At 70.1% G+C, this 14527-nt stretch carries 13 protein-coding genes and 1 pseudogene; 5 read left to right on the top strand and 9 right to left on the bottom strand.

Going from position 1 to position 14527, the window contains the following annotated elements; translation table 11 throughout:
* Positions 1 to 7: 7 nt before the first annotated feature.
* From AC1DJH_RS15290 to AC1DJH_RS15270, 5 genes and pseudogenes are all read right to left on the bottom strand, one after another.
* Positions 8 to 1060: pseudogene (locus AC1DJH_RS15290) on the bottom strand (ABC transporter ATP-binding protein); the annotation flags it as partial.
* Entirely contained in the window at positions 1057 to 1956 is a 900-nt protein-coding gene (locus tag AC1DJH_RS15285; RefSeq protein WP_435439175.1) for an ABC transporter permease, read from the bottom strand. The pseudogene AC1DJH_RS15290 and the gene AC1DJH_RS15285, both read right to left, overlap by 4 nt.
* The gene (locus tag AC1DJH_RS15280) at positions 1953 to 2927 is read right to left on the bottom strand and encodes an ABC transporter permease (protein ID WP_478186212.1); all 975 of its coding nucleotides are present in this window, start codon (positions 2925 to 2927) and stop codon (positions 1953 to 1955) included. The genes AC1DJH_RS15285 and AC1DJH_RS15280 overlap by 4 nt, the downstream gene beginning before the upstream one ends.
* Positions 2924 to 4447, bottom strand: coding sequence for a SidA/IucD/PvdA family monooxygenase (locus AC1DJH_RS15275; protein ID WP_478186211.1), 1524 nt, complete (start codon positions 4445 to 4447; stop codon positions 2924 to 2926). Before AC1DJH_RS15275 ends, AC1DJH_RS15280 begins: the two co-directional genes overlap by 4 nt.
* Positions 4448 to 4458: 11 nt before the next feature.
* Positions 4459 to 5469 (bottom strand): LysR family transcriptional regulator, encoded by a 1011-nt coding sequence (locus AC1DJH_RS15270; protein WP_478186210.1) that lies wholly within the window; start codon positions 5467 to 5469, stop codon positions 4459 to 4461.
* A gap of 325 nt (positions 5470 to 5794) precedes the next feature.
* Here AC1DJH_RS15270 and AC1DJH_RS15265 point away from each other — a divergent pair, with 325 nt between their 5' ends.
* Positions 5795 to 6544 carry a TerC family protein gene (locus AC1DJH_RS15265; protein ID WP_478186209.1) on the top strand — a complete coding sequence of 250 codons (750 nt, stop codon included), beginning with the start codon at positions 5795 to 5797 and terminating at the stop codon, positions 6542 to 6544.
* Between the two features lie 178 nt (positions 6545 to 6722).
* Here the strand turns inward: AC1DJH_RS15265 and AC1DJH_RS15260 are convergent, their stop codons facing one another.
* A complete protein-coding gene (locus tag AC1DJH_RS15260; RefSeq protein ID WP_478186208.1) occupies positions 6723 to 7325 on the bottom strand; it encodes a hemerythrin domain-containing protein in 603 nt (200 codons plus the stop codon).
* A gap of 109 nt (positions 7326 to 7434) precedes the next feature.
* On the opposite strand from AC1DJH_RS15260, the gene AC1DJH_RS15255 reads away from it, so the two are divergent.
* Entirely contained in the window at positions 7435 to 7944 is a 510-nt protein-coding gene (locus AC1DJH_RS15255; protein WP_478186207.1) for a universal stress protein, read from the top strand.
* A 39-nt stretch (positions 7945 to 7983) separates the two neighbouring features.
* Here the strand turns inward: AC1DJH_RS15255 and AC1DJH_RS15250 are convergent, their stop codons facing one another.
* Positions 7984 to 9168 carry a DesA family fatty acid desaturase gene (locus tag AC1DJH_RS15250; protein WP_478186206.1) on the bottom strand — a complete coding sequence of 395 codons (1185 nt, stop codon included), beginning with the start codon at positions 9166 to 9168 and terminating at the stop codon, positions 7984 to 7986.
* 170 nt (positions 9169 to 9338) lie between these two features.
* Here AC1DJH_RS15250 and AC1DJH_RS15245 point away from each other — a divergent pair, with 170 nt between their 5' ends.
* Positions 9339 to 10070: a response regulator gene (locus tag AC1DJH_RS15245; RefSeq protein ID WP_478186205.1), complete on the top strand. Its 732-nt coding sequence runs from the start codon at positions 9339 to 9341 to the stop codon at positions 10068 to 10070.
* On the top strand, positions 10063 to 12159 hold the full coding sequence (locus tag AC1DJH_RS15240) for a PAS domain S-box protein (RefSeq protein ID WP_478186204.1): 2097 nt from the start codon (positions 10063 to 10065) through the stop codon (positions 12157 to 12159). Before AC1DJH_RS15245 ends, AC1DJH_RS15240 begins: the two co-directional genes overlap by 8 nt.
* Before the next feature lie 4 nt (positions 12160 to 12163).
* Here AC1DJH_RS15240 and AC1DJH_RS15235 read toward each other — a convergent pair whose 3' ends face one another.
* Positions 12164 to 12880, bottom strand: a complete 717-nt coding sequence (locus AC1DJH_RS15235) for a Crp/Fnr family transcriptional regulator (protein ID WP_478186203.1) — start codon at positions 12878 to 12880, stop codon at positions 12164 to 12166.
* A gap of 232 nt (positions 12881 to 13112) precedes the next feature.
* Between AC1DJH_RS15235 and AC1DJH_RS15230 the strand changes: the two genes are divergently transcribed.
* Complete coding sequence (locus AC1DJH_RS15230) at positions 13113 to 13616, top strand: ornithine carbamoyltransferase (protein ID WP_478186202.1); 504 nt, start codon at positions 13113 to 13115, stop codon at positions 13614 to 13616.
* A gap of 58 nt (positions 13617 to 13674) precedes the next feature.
* Here the strand turns inward: AC1DJH_RS15230 and AC1DJH_RS15225 are convergent, their stop codons facing one another.
* Entirely contained in the window at positions 13675 to 14499 is an 825-nt protein-coding gene (locus AC1DJH_RS15225; RefSeq protein ID WP_478186201.1) for a universal stress protein, read from the bottom strand.
* Positions 14500 to 14527: the final 28 nt, after the last annotated feature.

Raw genomic sequence — 14527 nt, 5'->3', positions numbered from 1 at the left:
GTTCCTGCGCCGGTGCGCGCGTCGTCGCGGGCAGCACGGCCGGCACCGCAGGCGCCAGCTTGCCCCGCTGCGGATGAAAGCAGCGCACCTCGTGCCACGGCGCATCGTGCCGCGGGCGCGACACCCCGGGCCGCTGCCCGCAGGCGGCGTCCGCATGCGGGCAGCGCGGCGCGAAGGCGCAACCGGCCGGCATGTCGAGCAGGCTCGGCGTCATGCCCTGGATCTGCCGCAGCCGCGCACCGCGTGCGTTGGCGCTCGGCAGGCTGTCGATGAGCCCGCGCGTGTACGGATGCTGCGGATGGTCGAGCACGTCGGCCACGGTGCCGTGCTCGACGATGCGCCCGGCGTACATCACGGCAATCTCGTCGGCCAGGCTCGCCACCACCGAGAGGTCGTGGCTGATCCAGATGAGCGAGGTGCCGGTCTCGCGCACGAGCTTCTGAACTTCCGAGAGGATCTGCGCCTGGATCGTCACGTCGAGCGCGGTGGTGGGCTCGTCCGCGATGATCAGGTCGGGCCCGTGCAGCATCGCGATGGCAATGGCCACGCGCTGGCGCATGCCGCCCGACAGCTGATGCGGATACGCGCGCAGCCGCTCTTCGGGGCTGGGAATGCCCATGCGCCCCAGCGTGTCGCGCGCATGGCGGCGCGCTTCTTCGGTGGACACGCGCTGGTGCGCCTTCACCGCCTCGATCATCTGCGTGTCGACCCGCAGCACCGGGTTGAGCGTGGCCATCGGGTCCTGGAAGATCATCGCGATGCGGTTGCCGCGCAGCTCGCGCCGCTCGGTGGCCGGCAGCTGCGTGAGCTCGCGGCCCTGGAACAGCACGTGCCCGCCCTCGACCCGTCCGGGCGGATCGACCAGGCCCATGATCGAGAAGCCGGTCACCGACTTGCCCGAGCCCGACTCGCCCACCAGCCCCAGCACCTTGCCGCGGCCCAGCGTGAACGAAACCCCGTCGACCACCGGCAGCACGCCGGCGCGCGTGTGGAAGCGCGTTTGCAGGTTGCGCACTTCGAGCGTCGGCACCTCGAGGTCTTGCACGGGTACGGCGCTCATTTCTGCAACCTCGGGTTCAGCACGTCGCGCAGCTGGTCGCCCACCAGGTTGATCGCGACGATGGCGGCCAGCAGGGCGACGCCGGGAAAGAAGCTGATCCAGTATTCGTTGGACAGCAGGTACTGGTAGCCGTTGGAGATCAGCAGCCCCAGCGATGGCTCGGTGATCGGCACGCCGAGCCCCAAGAACGACAGCGTCGCTTCCAGCGTGATGGCGCGCGCGATCTGCAGCGCGCCGATCACCAGCAGCGGCGGCAGGCAGTTCGGCAGGATGTGGCCGGTGACGATGCGCCAGCGCGCAATGCCCTGCCCGCGCGCCGCGTCCACGTACTCGCGCCGGGCCTCGACCAGCGCCTGGCCGCGCGCGGTGCGCGCGTAGTAGGCCCATTCGAGCAGCACCAGCGTGAGCATCACGTTGCCCACGCCCTTGCCGACGTACGCCAGGATCATCAGCGCCATCAGGATGGTGGGGAACGACAGCAGCAGGTCGACCAGCCGCATCAGCAGCGCGTCGACCTTGCCGCCGGCATAGGCGGCAATGAGGCCGACCAGCGTGCCGACCACCGCGGCGATCAGCGCCGAGCCCACGCCCACCGTCAGGCTGATGCGCAAGCCATAGACGATGGCCGAGTACAGGTCGCGGCCTTGCCCGTCGGTGCCGAGCCAGTAGGTGTAGCCGCCCTCGCTGCTGTGGGAGCCCGGCGGCAGGCGCGCGTCGAGCACGTCGAGCTGCAGCAGGTCGTAGGGGTTCTGCGGCGTGATCCAGGGCGCGAGCAGCGCGGCCAGCACCACGACGGCCAGCAGCACCAACCCGCCGACGGCGATGCGCGAGTGCAGGAAGTCGGCGGCCACGCGCCACCAGATCGAGCGTTCGTCGTAGCTTTTCGCTGCGCTCATTTCGCACCTTCCAGCCGCACGCGCGGGTCGAGCAATTTGTAGAGCAGGTCGACGACGAGGTTCAGCGTCACGAAGATCACGACGACCACCATCAGGTAGGCCACCACCACGGGCCGGTCGAGCGAATTGATGCTGTCCAGAATCAGCTTGCCCGCACCCGGCCAGGCGAAGATGGTCTCGGTGACCACCGCATAGGCGATGGTCGCGCCCAGCTCCAGCCCCAGCACCGTGACCAGCGGGATCATGGTGTTGCGCAGCACGTGCATCAGCACCACGCGCGTGGGCGTGAGGCCCTTGGCGCGCGCGAACTTCACGTAGTCCTGCGGCAGCACCTCGCGCACCCCGGCGCGCGTGAGCCGCAGCACCAGAGAGATCTTGAAGAGCGCGAGGTTGAACGCCGGCAGCAGCAGGTGCTGCCAGCCGTCGAGCGTGAGCCAGGACCACTGCACGCCGAACAGCTCGCGCGTGGCGCCGCGCCCGCTGGCGGGCAGCCAGCCGAGCTGCACGCTGAACACCATGATCAGCATCAGCGCCACCCAGAACGCCGGCAGCGAGAAGCCGACGATGCTGGTCGCCATGAGCACGCGCGACACCGGATGCTCGGGCTTCATGCCCGCGAACAGACCCAGCGGCACGCCCACCACGATGGCCATCAGCAGCGCCGCGAAGGCCAGCTCCATCGTCGCGGGCAGGCGCTGCAGGATGAGGCGCACGGCGTCTTCCTGGTAGACGAAGCTGCGGCCCAGGCTGCCGTGCAGCGCGCCGTCCACGAAGGCCAGGTACTGGCGCCACAGCGGCTGGTCGAGCCCGAGCCGGGCGATGGCGGCCAGGCGCTCCTGCTGGTTCATGTCCTCGCCGATGAGGATGTCGATCGGGTTGCCGATGGCGTGCAGGCCGACGAAGACGATCAGCGTCATCGCCACCACCACGAGCAGCGCCTGCAGCAGCCGGCGCAGCAGCCAGCCGGTCACGGCGTCACCTCGCGGCCGGGCGCGGCGTCATGCTCGACGGGCTCGCTGTAAGGCGGCAGCGCCGAGGGCGTCCATTCGTCGCCGTCGAGCTCGGGCTCGGCATAGCGCTGCATGGCGGCGAAGTGCTGGTCGGCGTCCTCGCTCAGCAGCTTGGCCGCAAGCCCGCGCGCCAGGCGCTGGGCGCCGTCGGTGATCTGCGGAATGTCGCCGGCCGCGGCACCGTGCGAGAGCGAGGCCGCGTAGTTGAAGCAGTGCACGCGCTCCAAGCCCGGGCAGGCGCCTGGCGTCTTCGGCTGGAACTCGAAGAGGGGCCCGAGGTCCGGCGATTCCGCGAGTTCGCTGTCGGCGGTGCCTTCGGGCGGCGTGAAGCGGTCCTGCCACACGCGCACCTGCGACGAAAAAGCAGCGAACTCGGGCCGCAGCGCCCAGTCGGTGCGAAAGCCCGTGCTGAACACGACGAAGTCCGCCGCCAGCGGTCCCTTGGCCGTGTCCAGGCGCAGCGCACCGTCGGCGCGCTGCGCGGCGCCCAGCACCGGCGTGCCGAGCTGGAAGTGCGCGTTCGCATGGCGCGACACGCGCAGCGTGCTGCCGTGCGGCGGCGGCACCTGCTGCACGTTGATGTAGTGGCGCATGCGCCATTTCCACTCGTCCGGCAGTTGCCAGAAACCGTGGACCATGCCCGGGTTGCCCGCGCCCTTGCCCTTGTTGACGCGCGGCAGGTCGGCGCGGCGGATCAGCAGGTCGACGCGCGCGGCGCCGGCCTCGAGCGCGGTCGCGGCGGCGTCCATGGCCGAGGCGCCGCCGCCGACCACCGCGACGCGTTTGCCGCGCAGGCTCGCGGCGTCCCAGCGCTCCGACGAATGGGCCCAGCGGTCGCGCGGCAGCGAAGCCGCCCAGTCGGGCACCCAGGCGCCGCCCAGGCCGTCGCGGCCGGTTGCGAGCACCACATGGCGCGCCTGCACGCTGTACGGCTTGCCTTCGGCAGCAAGATCGGCCAGGTCGAGCTGCACCACGCCGTCGGCGCGGGGCAGCACCGCCCTCACCTGCTGTTCGTTGCGCACGTCGAGGCCGAGCACGCGGCGGTACCAGCGCAGGTACTCGGCCCATTGCAGGCGCGGGATCTTGTCGAGCGCGTCCCAGGCCGCCAGGCCCCACTGCGCCTCGAACCAGGCGCGAAAGGTCAGCGCCGGCAGGCCCAGCGCAGGGCCGGTGAGTTCCTTGGGCGAGCGCAGCGTTTCCATGCGCGCGGTGGTGGCCCAGGGGCCTTCGAAGCCGGCAGGCGACCGGTCGTAGATGCGGGCGTGCAGGCCCAGGTGCGTGAGCGTGGCCAGCAGCGCCAGGCCCGCCATGCCGCCGCCGACGATCGCCACGTCAAGCGGCACCTCGCCTGGCGCCGAGGTCGACGGCACCCAGCGTTTGGCCGGCAGGCCGAGCCACGACAGGTCTTGCCGCAGGCGCGCCTCGAGCGCGGCCAGGCCGATGGGCGCGGCCGTGAGGGGTTGTTCGGTGGGGGCGTTCATCGCAGGGTTTTTCAGGAAGGGCTGTCGTCGCCGGCCACGGCATCGCCGTTGCCGGGATCGTCAAGGTCGGTGCCGTACAGGGTGCGCAGCAGCGCGGCATGGGCCGACGCGTCGTGCTGCACGAAATGCGGCAGCGCAAGGGCGGCGGCCAGCAGCGCGTCGATCAGCGCGCGCACCGGCGGCGTGATCGGCTTGGCCTGCGGCGTGACCACGCCGAAGACGAAGGGAATGTTGGTATCGAGCGGCCGCACGGCCAGGCCTTCGAGCGGCGCACCGCAGGCGGTCAGCGGCTCCAGCACCGCCACGCCCAGGCCGGCGCGCGCCAGCGCCTGTGCATTGACCGACGAATTGGTCTCGATCAGCGCTTCCCTGCGCGCCGGGCTGTGGCCGGCACGTGCCAGCGTCGCGTCGAGCCGGTGGCGCAGGCGGAAGGGGTTGCTCATGGTGATCAGGCGGCGCTGCGCCAGCGCCGCCAGCGGCACCACCGCGTGCGCGGCGAGCGGGTCGTCATGCGGCAGCACCGCCACGCACGGCATCTCACCGATCCAGTGCACCTCGAGGCCCCGGTGCTCCAGCGGCAGGCTGCTTGCGCCGAGCTGCACCGCGCCGCTGAGCACCGCATGCACCACCTGTTCGGGCGAGGCGCTGCGCAACTGGATGGGCACGGCGCCGGCCTGCGCCTCCACGCGCCGCAGCGCCTGCGGAAGCAGCCCGAGCGCCAGCGCGGAGGTGGCCGCCAGCAGCAGCGGCTGCGAACTGCCGCGCGCGATGTCGGCCGCGCGCAGGTGGATCTGCTGGAGGCTGCCCAGCGCGCGGTCGACGTCTTCATAGAGCAGGAAGCCCTGCTCGGTGGGCGTCACGCGGGGGCCGTGGCGGTTGAACAGCGCATAGCCGATCTCGGCTTCCAGTTCCTGCACCAGGCGGGAAACCGCGGGCTGGGAACGCGACAGCAACCGCGCAGCGCCGGTGACGCTGCCGGTCGACATGACGGCAGCGAAGGCCTCAAGCTGCCTGAGTTCCATCGGTTTCAGTATCCATTTTCATGATCATGGGGCATTGATCATGTAAATTGCAAATACTTCCTCCTCATAAGCTTAGTCAGAGGCCGTTGAAGCGGGCGCAAGCCGTGCGCCCGCCCACAGCGGTCAGTGGCCGCTGGCGCTCTGACGACACGTTCGGTCTGCGCCCAGATCGCAAGGCCGGCGTCTTCCATGTCCAGCGGATCGCCGTGGGGCTGGCTCACGCACCACGGCGTGTCGAGCGCGAAGTCCGGGCTGCCGATACCGTAAAGTTGCGCGTGCAACACCGATCGTCGCGTCCTCGCACTGCCGTTACCGAAAGACCTCGATGCTTGAACTTCTGACCGATCCTCAAGCCTGGATCGCCTTCGCCACGTTGACCGCGCTCGAGCTCGTGCTGGGCATCGACAACATCATCTTCATCTCCATCCTGGTCGACAAACTGCCGCCCGCCCAGCGCGAATTTGCGCGGCGGGCGGGCCTGTTCATGGCCATGTTCATGCGCATCGGGCTGCTGCTGGTGCTGGCCTGGATCGTCGGCCTGGTCACGCCGCTCTTCTCGCTGTTCGGGCAGGAGATTTCGGGCCGCGACCTGATCCTGATCGTGGGCGGGCTGTTCCTGATCTGGAAGAGCACCACCGAGGTCCATCAGTCGCTGGAAGGCGAGCACACTCAGAAGTCCGGCCCAGTCAAGGCGACCCTGGCCTCCGTGCTGCTGCAGATCATGGTGATCGACCTGGTGTTCTCGCTGGACTCGATCATCACGGCGGTCGGCATGGTGGACGACGTGCGAATCATGATTGCCGCGGTGATCGTGTCCGTGCTGCTGATGATGGTGTTCGCCGGCCCGATCGGGCGCTTCGTCTCGAACCACCCCACCATCAAGATGCTGGCGCTCTCGTTCCTGGTGGTGGTGGGCGTCGTGCTGGTGGCGGAGGGCTTCGAGCACCACGTGCCCAAGGGCTACGTGTACTTCGCCATGGCCTTCTCGCTGACCGTGGAGATGCTCAACATCCGCATGCGCAGGAAGTCGGCCAAGCGCGTGGCGCTGAATCCGCCCCACATGCCGGGGAGCTGAGCCGGGAGGCCGAAGGACCCGGCCCGGTGCCGTACCTGCTCCGGCCCTTCAACGCAACGCCGGTGTCGCGTGCTGTGCTCCCCTGAATACAGCTCCGTTGGACGGACCGAAGGCGGGTGTCGAGCAGCAGCTCGCAGTTCTTCTCAAGCCCTGCAAAGCCGCGCGCGACGATCCGGCGTCAGAGCGCCGGCCCCAGTCCGATGGGCGCGGGCACGCTGTTCACGATGCGTGTGAACAGCGCGTTGTAGGCCAGGTCGGGCACGTGCCCGGTCAGCGGGTCGCGGTTCTGCCCGAAGGCCTCGTCCAGCTCGCGCCAGTCGTCGTCGCTCAGCACACGTTCGGCCAGCGGCAGAATCTCGCGCTCTTCCATGGCCATGTGTTCGAGGTAGAAGTCGACGTACTTCCCCATCGCCGTCTCGAAGGCCTCGCGCCGCGGTTCGCCGAGCATCTCGAAGGCCAGCAGCGCGTGCTCGACATGGCGGATGCGGCGCTCGCCCCAGGCGTGGTCGTTGTCGAGCTTGTCCAGCAGGTCGCGCGACATGGGCGTGCGCGCGCGCAGCTTGGGAAACAGCAATTCGGTTTCCTTGCGGTGGTGCCGCTGCTCGGGAAATTCGTCCACGTAGAACAGCATGGCCCGCAGCACCGCGAAGTCGGGCAGGGTTCCCTTGCGGCGGTGCTGCTCCAGCAGCATGACGATGGAGCGCAGCATCGCCGCGAGCGCGGCATGCTCCTGGCGGATGATGCGCACGGCGGCGTGTGTCGCGAGGGGTGTGGCTTGCATGCCGCCAGCATCGCGCCTGGCGGGCTGCACGGGCTTGATCGATATCAATGCCGCGCCACAGCGCGCTCCCGATACTGGCATTCACACCCACTCGCCCCGGAGGCACGCCATGTACCAGCGAATCCTTGTTCCCATCGACGGCAGTTCGACATCCACCCGCGGCCTCGCCGAGGCGATCCGTCTGGCCCAGCTCACCGGCGGGCGACTGCGGCTGGTGCACGTGATCGACGAGCTCTCGTTCGCGCTTGCCATGGACGCCTACGCCGGCTACGCCGGCAACTGGCTCGAAGAGCTGCGCGCCAAGGCCTCGGCGCTGCTGCAGGAAGGCCGCGCGCAGGCTGCCTCGCAAGGCGTGGAAGCGGACGTGGTGCTGTGCGACAGCGTGAGGGGCGCGGTGCACGACCAGGTCATCGCGCAAGCCGTGGCCTCGCACGCCGAACTGATCGTGATCGGCACCCATGGCCGCCGCGGCCTGGGCCGCTGGGTGATGGGCAGCAGCGCGGAGCACATCCTGCGCATGTCGCCCGTGCCGGTGCTGCTGATCCGCGCGCCGGAGGAACTGGCCCGGGTCGAGTCCGAGCACTTCACGCTGCCGGTTGGCGAAGTCGCCAGCCAGTAGCCAGCCAGCGGCGAAGGCGCTTCGGGCCCGGCCGCAGGCTCAGGCGTAGGACCGCAGCCGCATCGAGAAGTCGGCCAGCGGTGCGATGCCGCTGTCTTCCGCGCGTTCGCACCAGTCCTGCAGGCGCCGCACGAGCTGGTCACCCGTGGCGCCCGAGCGAGCCCACAGCACCGTGAGCTCGCGCCGCATGGCGTACATGGTCGCCAGCGCATGCGAGGCGCCCAGCGCCGCCAGCATCTGTGCCTGCCGGGCGGCGTCGAGCGCGCGTTCGTCGGTGCCGAGCCAGCGCTTCACGCCGCGCAGCGCACGCGCCTCTTGCGGCGACGCTTCGCGCAGCCGGCCGAACTCGCGGGCATGGGCCGTCTTCAGCGAGCGCGTGTAGCTCGACAGCACGTCGTAGTGATGGCGAATGACCGCCTGCACGGTGTCGATGTCGACGACGGGCCGGGGCGCCACCAGCCGCGGCTTCGGCGCCAGGTGCTTGACCTTCGCCAGGCCCAGCGCCTGCAGCGTGCGGATGTAGAGCCAGCCGATGTCGAACTCGTACCACTTGCTCGACAGCTTGGCCGAGGTCGGAAAGGCATGGTGGTTGTTGTGCAGTTCCTCGCCGCCGATCACGATACCGATGGGAAAGATGTTGGTGCTGGCGTCGGCCGCCGGCCAGTTGCGGTAACCCCAACAGTGGCCGATGCCGTTCACCACGCCGGCCGCCCAGAAGGGAATCCACGCGATCTGCGTGAACAGGATCAGCGCGCCCGGCACCACGCCGAACAGCGCCATGTCTAGCACGCCCATCAGCACGATGCCCATGACCTGGTGGCGGGTGTACAGCCGGCGCTCGATCCAGTCGTCCGGCGTGCCGTGGCCGTAGCGCGCCAGCGTTTCCTTGTTGGCCGCCTCGCGCGCATACAGCGCCACGCCGCCCCACAGCACGCGGCTCAGGCCGTACACCTGGGGGCTGTGCGGGTCTTCGGGCGTCTCGCACTTGGCGTGGTGCTTGCGGTGCACCGCGGCCCACTGCCTGGTGACCATGCCCGTGGTGAGCCACAGCCAGAAACGGAAGAAATGGCTGACCGTTGGATGCAGGTCGAGCGCGCGGTGCGCCTGGTGGCGGTGCAGGAAGATGGTGACCGACGCGATGGTGACGTGCGTGAGCGCCAGCGCGACGAGCACGCAGCCCCACCAGGGAAGATCCAGAACGCCCGAAAAAAACAGTGAATGCATGCGTGCCTCTTGAACGAAGCGGCAATTCTGTGCAGCCGGGCGCGAGAGACCCTTGCGCCAGATCAAGCATGACGCCGCCGAAAACCGGCGCTGGAAACCTCGCCCCGCACAGGGGCTGCTTCCAAGGCATGCGTGCTACGCTCCCCCGGATTCCCGACGCCCCCTCTCGCATGAAACCCGCACCCCATATCGCGGTGCTCGACGACGAAGTCGACATCACGCAGCTCCTGGCCACCTATTTGCAGAGCCACGGCTTTCGCGTGACCCAGCTGCACAACGGCCGCGCCCTCATGGCGCTCATGGCGGCCGACCCGGCCGACCTGGTGCTGCTCGACCTCGGCCTGCCCGGCGAAGACGGTTTTTCCATTGCGCGGCGCATGCGCGAAAGCTGGCGCTGCGGCCTGGTCATCGTCACCGGGCGCGGCGACGCGGTGGACAAGGTGGTCGGCCTGGAAGTGGGTGCCGACGACTACGTGACCAAGCCCTTCGACCTGCGCGAGCTGGTGGCGCGCGTGAAGGCGGTGCTGCGCCGCACGACGCCCGAAGCGCCGGTCGCGGTCCTTGCAGCGCCCGTGGGCGCCGTCGAGCAGTTGCGCTTCGCCGGCTGGCAGCTGGACACCGCCGCGCGCCGCCTCACCGACCCGAACGGTCAGGACGTGGCGCTCACCGGCGGCGAGTTCGACCTGCTGTGCGCCTTTGCACGGCACCCCGGACGTGTGCTGTCGCGCGACTTTCTGCTGGAGCAGACCCGCGGGCGCGAAGCCGCCCCCTTCGACCGCACGATCGACGTGCAGGTCGGCCGACTGCGCAAGAAGATCGAGGCCGACGCGGACGAACCGCAGCTCATCAAGTCGGTGCGCGGCGCGGGCTACATCCTGGTGCCGCCCGTGTCCCATGGCTGACGCACCGCGCCCCCCTTTCCTGCTGTCGCTGCCGTCCGGCATCGAGGAAGGCAGCGTGTTCCGCTCGCTCTTCATCGCCTACCCCGACTCACTGCTGCTGGTCGACCAGGCCGGGGTCATCATGCTGGCCAACCCTTCGGCCGCCGCGCTGCTGGGCTATGCCGTCGAAGAGCTCATCGGGCTGAACGTCGACGTGCTGGTGCCCGACAGCATCCGCCCGCGCCATGCGTCCTACCGCGAGGCCTACGGCCGCGCGCCGCGCCCGCGTCCCATGGGCACGCACATGGAGCTGGTCGCCAAGTGCAAGGACGGCAGCGAGGTCATGGTCGAGATCGCGCTCAGCCCGCTGCAGGACCACGGCCTGCCCTTCGTGGTGGCCGCGATCCGCGACATCGGCGCCTACCCGCGCGTGAAGCAGGCGCTGCAGCGCGCACGCTACAGCGACCACCTGGCGCAGCTGGGCCGGTTGGCGGTGGACACGCGCGACCTGCAGGTGGTGCTCGAGCAGGTGCCGCACATCGCCGCCGCAGGCCTGGAGGTCGAGGTGGCGATGGTGCTGCTGCTCGAAGACAGCGGGCTCGAGTTCCGCGTGGCCAGCGGCGTGGGCAACGTGGCGGGCGAGGAGATCGGCGCGCGCATCGCCAACCGGCCCGACACGCCACCGGGCTACGTGCTGTCTCAAGGGCGCCCGGTGGTGATTGCGGACTACCGCAGCGAGCAGCGCTTCGCGGTGCCGCCCGCCTACCTGGCGGCCGGGCTGGTCAGCGCGCTCGCGGTGCCGCTGTCCGACCGAGGCCGGGTGATCGGCATGCTGTCGGTGCGCTCGCGGCAGGCCAAGCGTTTCGGCGACGAGGAGCTGCGGTTCCTGGAGTCGCTGTCCAACCTGCTGGCCACCAGCCTGCAGCGCGTGCGCACCGAAGAGGCGCTGGCCCACGCCCAGCGGCTCGAAAGCGTCGGCCAGCTCACCGGCGGCATCGCGCACGACTTCAACAACCTGCTCACCGTGATCATGGGCAACCTGCAGGTGCTCGAGGAGCTGCCCGCGCTGGCGCAGGACACCCATGCGCAACAGCTGGTGGGGGCGGCCATGCGCGCCAGCCGGCGCGGCGCCGAGCTCACCGGCAAGCTGCTGGCCTTCTCGCGCCGGCAGATGCTGCAGCCCGACGTGGTCGACACCCACGCCCTGCTCCATTCGCTGGCCGACATGCTGCGCCGCACGCTGGACCAGCGCATTCACATCGCCATCGACACCGGCCCGGCCTGCCCGCCGGTGCTGGCCGACCCGGTGCAGCTGGAGTCGGCGCTGCTGAACATCGCCATCAACGCGCGCGACGCCATGCCCGAAGGCGGCACCCTGCACTTTCGCTCCGAGGACTGCGGCCTGCTGCCGCTCGCCCTGCGCACGGAGCGCAACGACCCGAACATGCAGGGGCACGGCCGCTTCGTGGCCCTTTCCATTTCCGACAGCGGCACCGGCATGGCCGAGGACGTGAAGGAGCGCGCCTTCGAGCCCTTCTTCACCACCAAGGAGGCCGGCCGCGGCACCGGGCTGGGCCTGAGCACGGTGTACGGCTTCGTCAAGCAGTCGAAGGGCGCCATCGCGATCGAGAGCCAGCCGGGTGCGGGCACCACGGTCACGCTCTACCTGCCGCAGCTGGAACGCGGCAGCCGCGCCGCGCCGCCGGCCGCGGAAGAAGAGCGCGCCGATGCATCCGTCCCCGCCGGCCTGCGGGTGATGCTGGTCGAGGACGACGCCGAGGTGCGAAAGGTGGCGCACACCTTCCTGGTCACGCTGGGTTGCAAGGTGGCATCGGCGGCCAACGGTGAAGAGGCCCTGTCGGTGCTGCAGAACGCCACCGCCCCCTTCGACCTGCTGCTGAGCGACATCGCGCTCGGCGCAGGCATACGCGGCACGCAGCTCGCCACCGAGGCACAGCAGCTGTTCCCGCGCCTGGCGATCCTGCTGATGTCGGGCTTCTCGTCGGAGCTGCTGGACGCCGACCGCGACATGCCACCCAGCTGGGAACTGCTGCCCAAGCCCTACACGCGCGGCGAACTCGCGCGCGCCATCGCGCGGCTGCTGGCCTGAGGCCTCACTGCAGCATGGCGGGCGCCGGCACCGCCACCGGTGCCAGGCAGCGCTGCACGAAGGCCGACAGCGCGCCCACGTCGGGAATCTGCACGTCGCGCCGCCCCTTCTCGGCAAAGCCGATGACCTTGTCGCGCGCCAGCCGCGACAGCGCCCGGCTCACCGTCTCCAGCGTCATGCCCAGGTAGTTGCCGATTTCGGCGCGCGTCATGCGCAGCGTGATCTGGTCGGTGCGCATGCCGCGTTCGGCCAGCGACTCGGCCCAGTAGCGCAGGAAGTCGGCCACCCGTGCGTCGGCCGGCAGCGTGCAGACCGACATCAGCGAGTCGCGGTCGCTCGCAATCTCGCGGCTCATGGCGGCGTGCAGCACCTGCAGCAGGTCGGGGTGCACCCGGCTGGCCGCGATCAGCGCGTCGTAGGACACCACCCAGACCTCGCCCGTGTCCATGGCCACCGCGTCGCAGCCGTAGCAGCCGCCGGCAATGCCTTCGAAGCCGAGCCAGTCGCCGCGGAACTTCAGCCCCACCACCTGCTCGCGGCCGTCGGCCGTGAGGTTCACGATCTTGTAGAAGCCGGAGTTCAGGATGTACAGGTGCTCGAAGCGCTCCCCCGCCTGGTAGACCACGTCGCCGGTGTGCACCAGACGGCGCTCCGGCTGCAGCTGCGCGGCCAGGCGCTTCAGCGTTTCGGTGGTGTTCTCGGTGGCGGTGAAATCAGGCATCTGAAACTCCTTGGGCGCAACGGGGGTGTCGCGTGTCGATGGACCGATGCTAGGAAGCGCACGGCAACTCAGCGACAACGCTGCGCATCGGCGGGTAACGCTCGGTGAATGCCCGGTGTCCGGCATGTGTCCGGCGTGTATCAACGCCGGCGCGACACGCGGCCCTTGACGCGCATCAAGGGCCGCGCGCGGCGGCGAACTAGCCTTGGCGGCGTCACACACTTGTCGCACCATGCTCTTGCCATCCGAACCCACCGATCTGCGCACCTCGAATGTTCCGCCGCCGCAGGATACGGCCGAACTGCTCAGGCTGGCGCTGCGCCTGCGCCACCTTGCGCGCACGAATGCCCTGCCGCTGCTGCTGCGCGGCATGAACATCGGGCTGCTGCGCGCCGCCGCGGTGGTGGACGACCCGGCGCCGCTGCTGCGCGCCGCCGGCGAACTGGGCGCGCACGTGGCCACGGTGCGCTGGAACCTGTCGGGCGCCGGCGACCCGCGCGAGGTGCAGCACACCGGCCGCACGCTCGGGCGGCTGTACGACGCGGTGATCTGCCAGGGCATGCCGGCGGCGCTGGTGCGGCAGATCGGCCAGGCCGCCGGCATTCCCGTGTACGACGACATCGCCTGCGACACGCACGCCTCGGCGCGCCTGGCGGACAGCCTCGGCGAAGAGGCCGCGCCGGGCGACAACCGGCGCTTCATGCTGCAGGCCCTGTTGGTGGAAACGCTCGCCTGACGCTGCCGCCCCGACCCGTGGTGCGGCCAGACGTGCAGCCAGGGGTGCGGCCCGCCGTTCAGTGCGACATCAGCACCGGCAGCGTCATCGACTGCAGGATCGACAGCGTGGCGCCGCCCATCATCCACTCGCGCGCGCGGCTGTGGCCGTAGCAGCCCATCACCAGCAGGTCGGCGCCGAGGTCCGCGGACAGGGAAAGCAGCCGGTTGCCCACGTCGCCCTCGTCCTTGTCGCCGAAGTGCAGCGTCGGCTCGACGATGCCCTGGGCGCGCAGGTAGCCGCGCAGGCCCTCCAGCGATACCTCGGCCTCGCCGCCGTAGGACACCGCATGCACGCGCGACGCGGTGCGCAGCCAAGGCAGCGCCGCCGTCACCGCGCGCGCCGATTCGCGCGTTTCCTTCCAGGCCAGCAGCACCGTGTGGCCGATGGGGGCCACCGGGCCCACGCAGGGCAGCACCAGCGCGGGCCGGCCGCTGTCGACCAGCACGCCGGTGAGGAAGTCCGCTGGCAGCTCGGCGTCGAACGGGTCGTTGCGGTCGCGCTGGCCCATCACCACCAGGTCGGCGTAGAGCGCGCGCCGGGCGAAGCCCCAGGGCGCATCGGGCATCGGCTCCAGCCAGTGCATGCGACGCGAGCCCGCGCTTTGGACGGCGAAGGCCGCGTGCATGCGGTCGCGCGCTTCCTTGTCGAGCGACTGCATGATCGCCACCGCCTCGGCCGCGCCTTCCAGCGCGAGCGGATAGCGCATCAGCGACGACAGCGTGCACGGCTGCGCCGTGACCTGCGCGTCGAAGGTCTCGGCCAACTGGCGCGCGAGCCGGATGCGCTCCACCGCGCGCGCCGAGCTGTCGAGGTGAAGCAGGATGGATCTGGGGGTCTGCATGGAATAGCTCCTTGGGGAACTTGAGGCA

The organism is Variovorax sp. 10N412 (assembly GCF_056394985.1).
The sequence above is the reverse complement of the archived record's forward strand: the minus strand, read 5'-3'. Positions and strand labels throughout refer to the sequence as shown.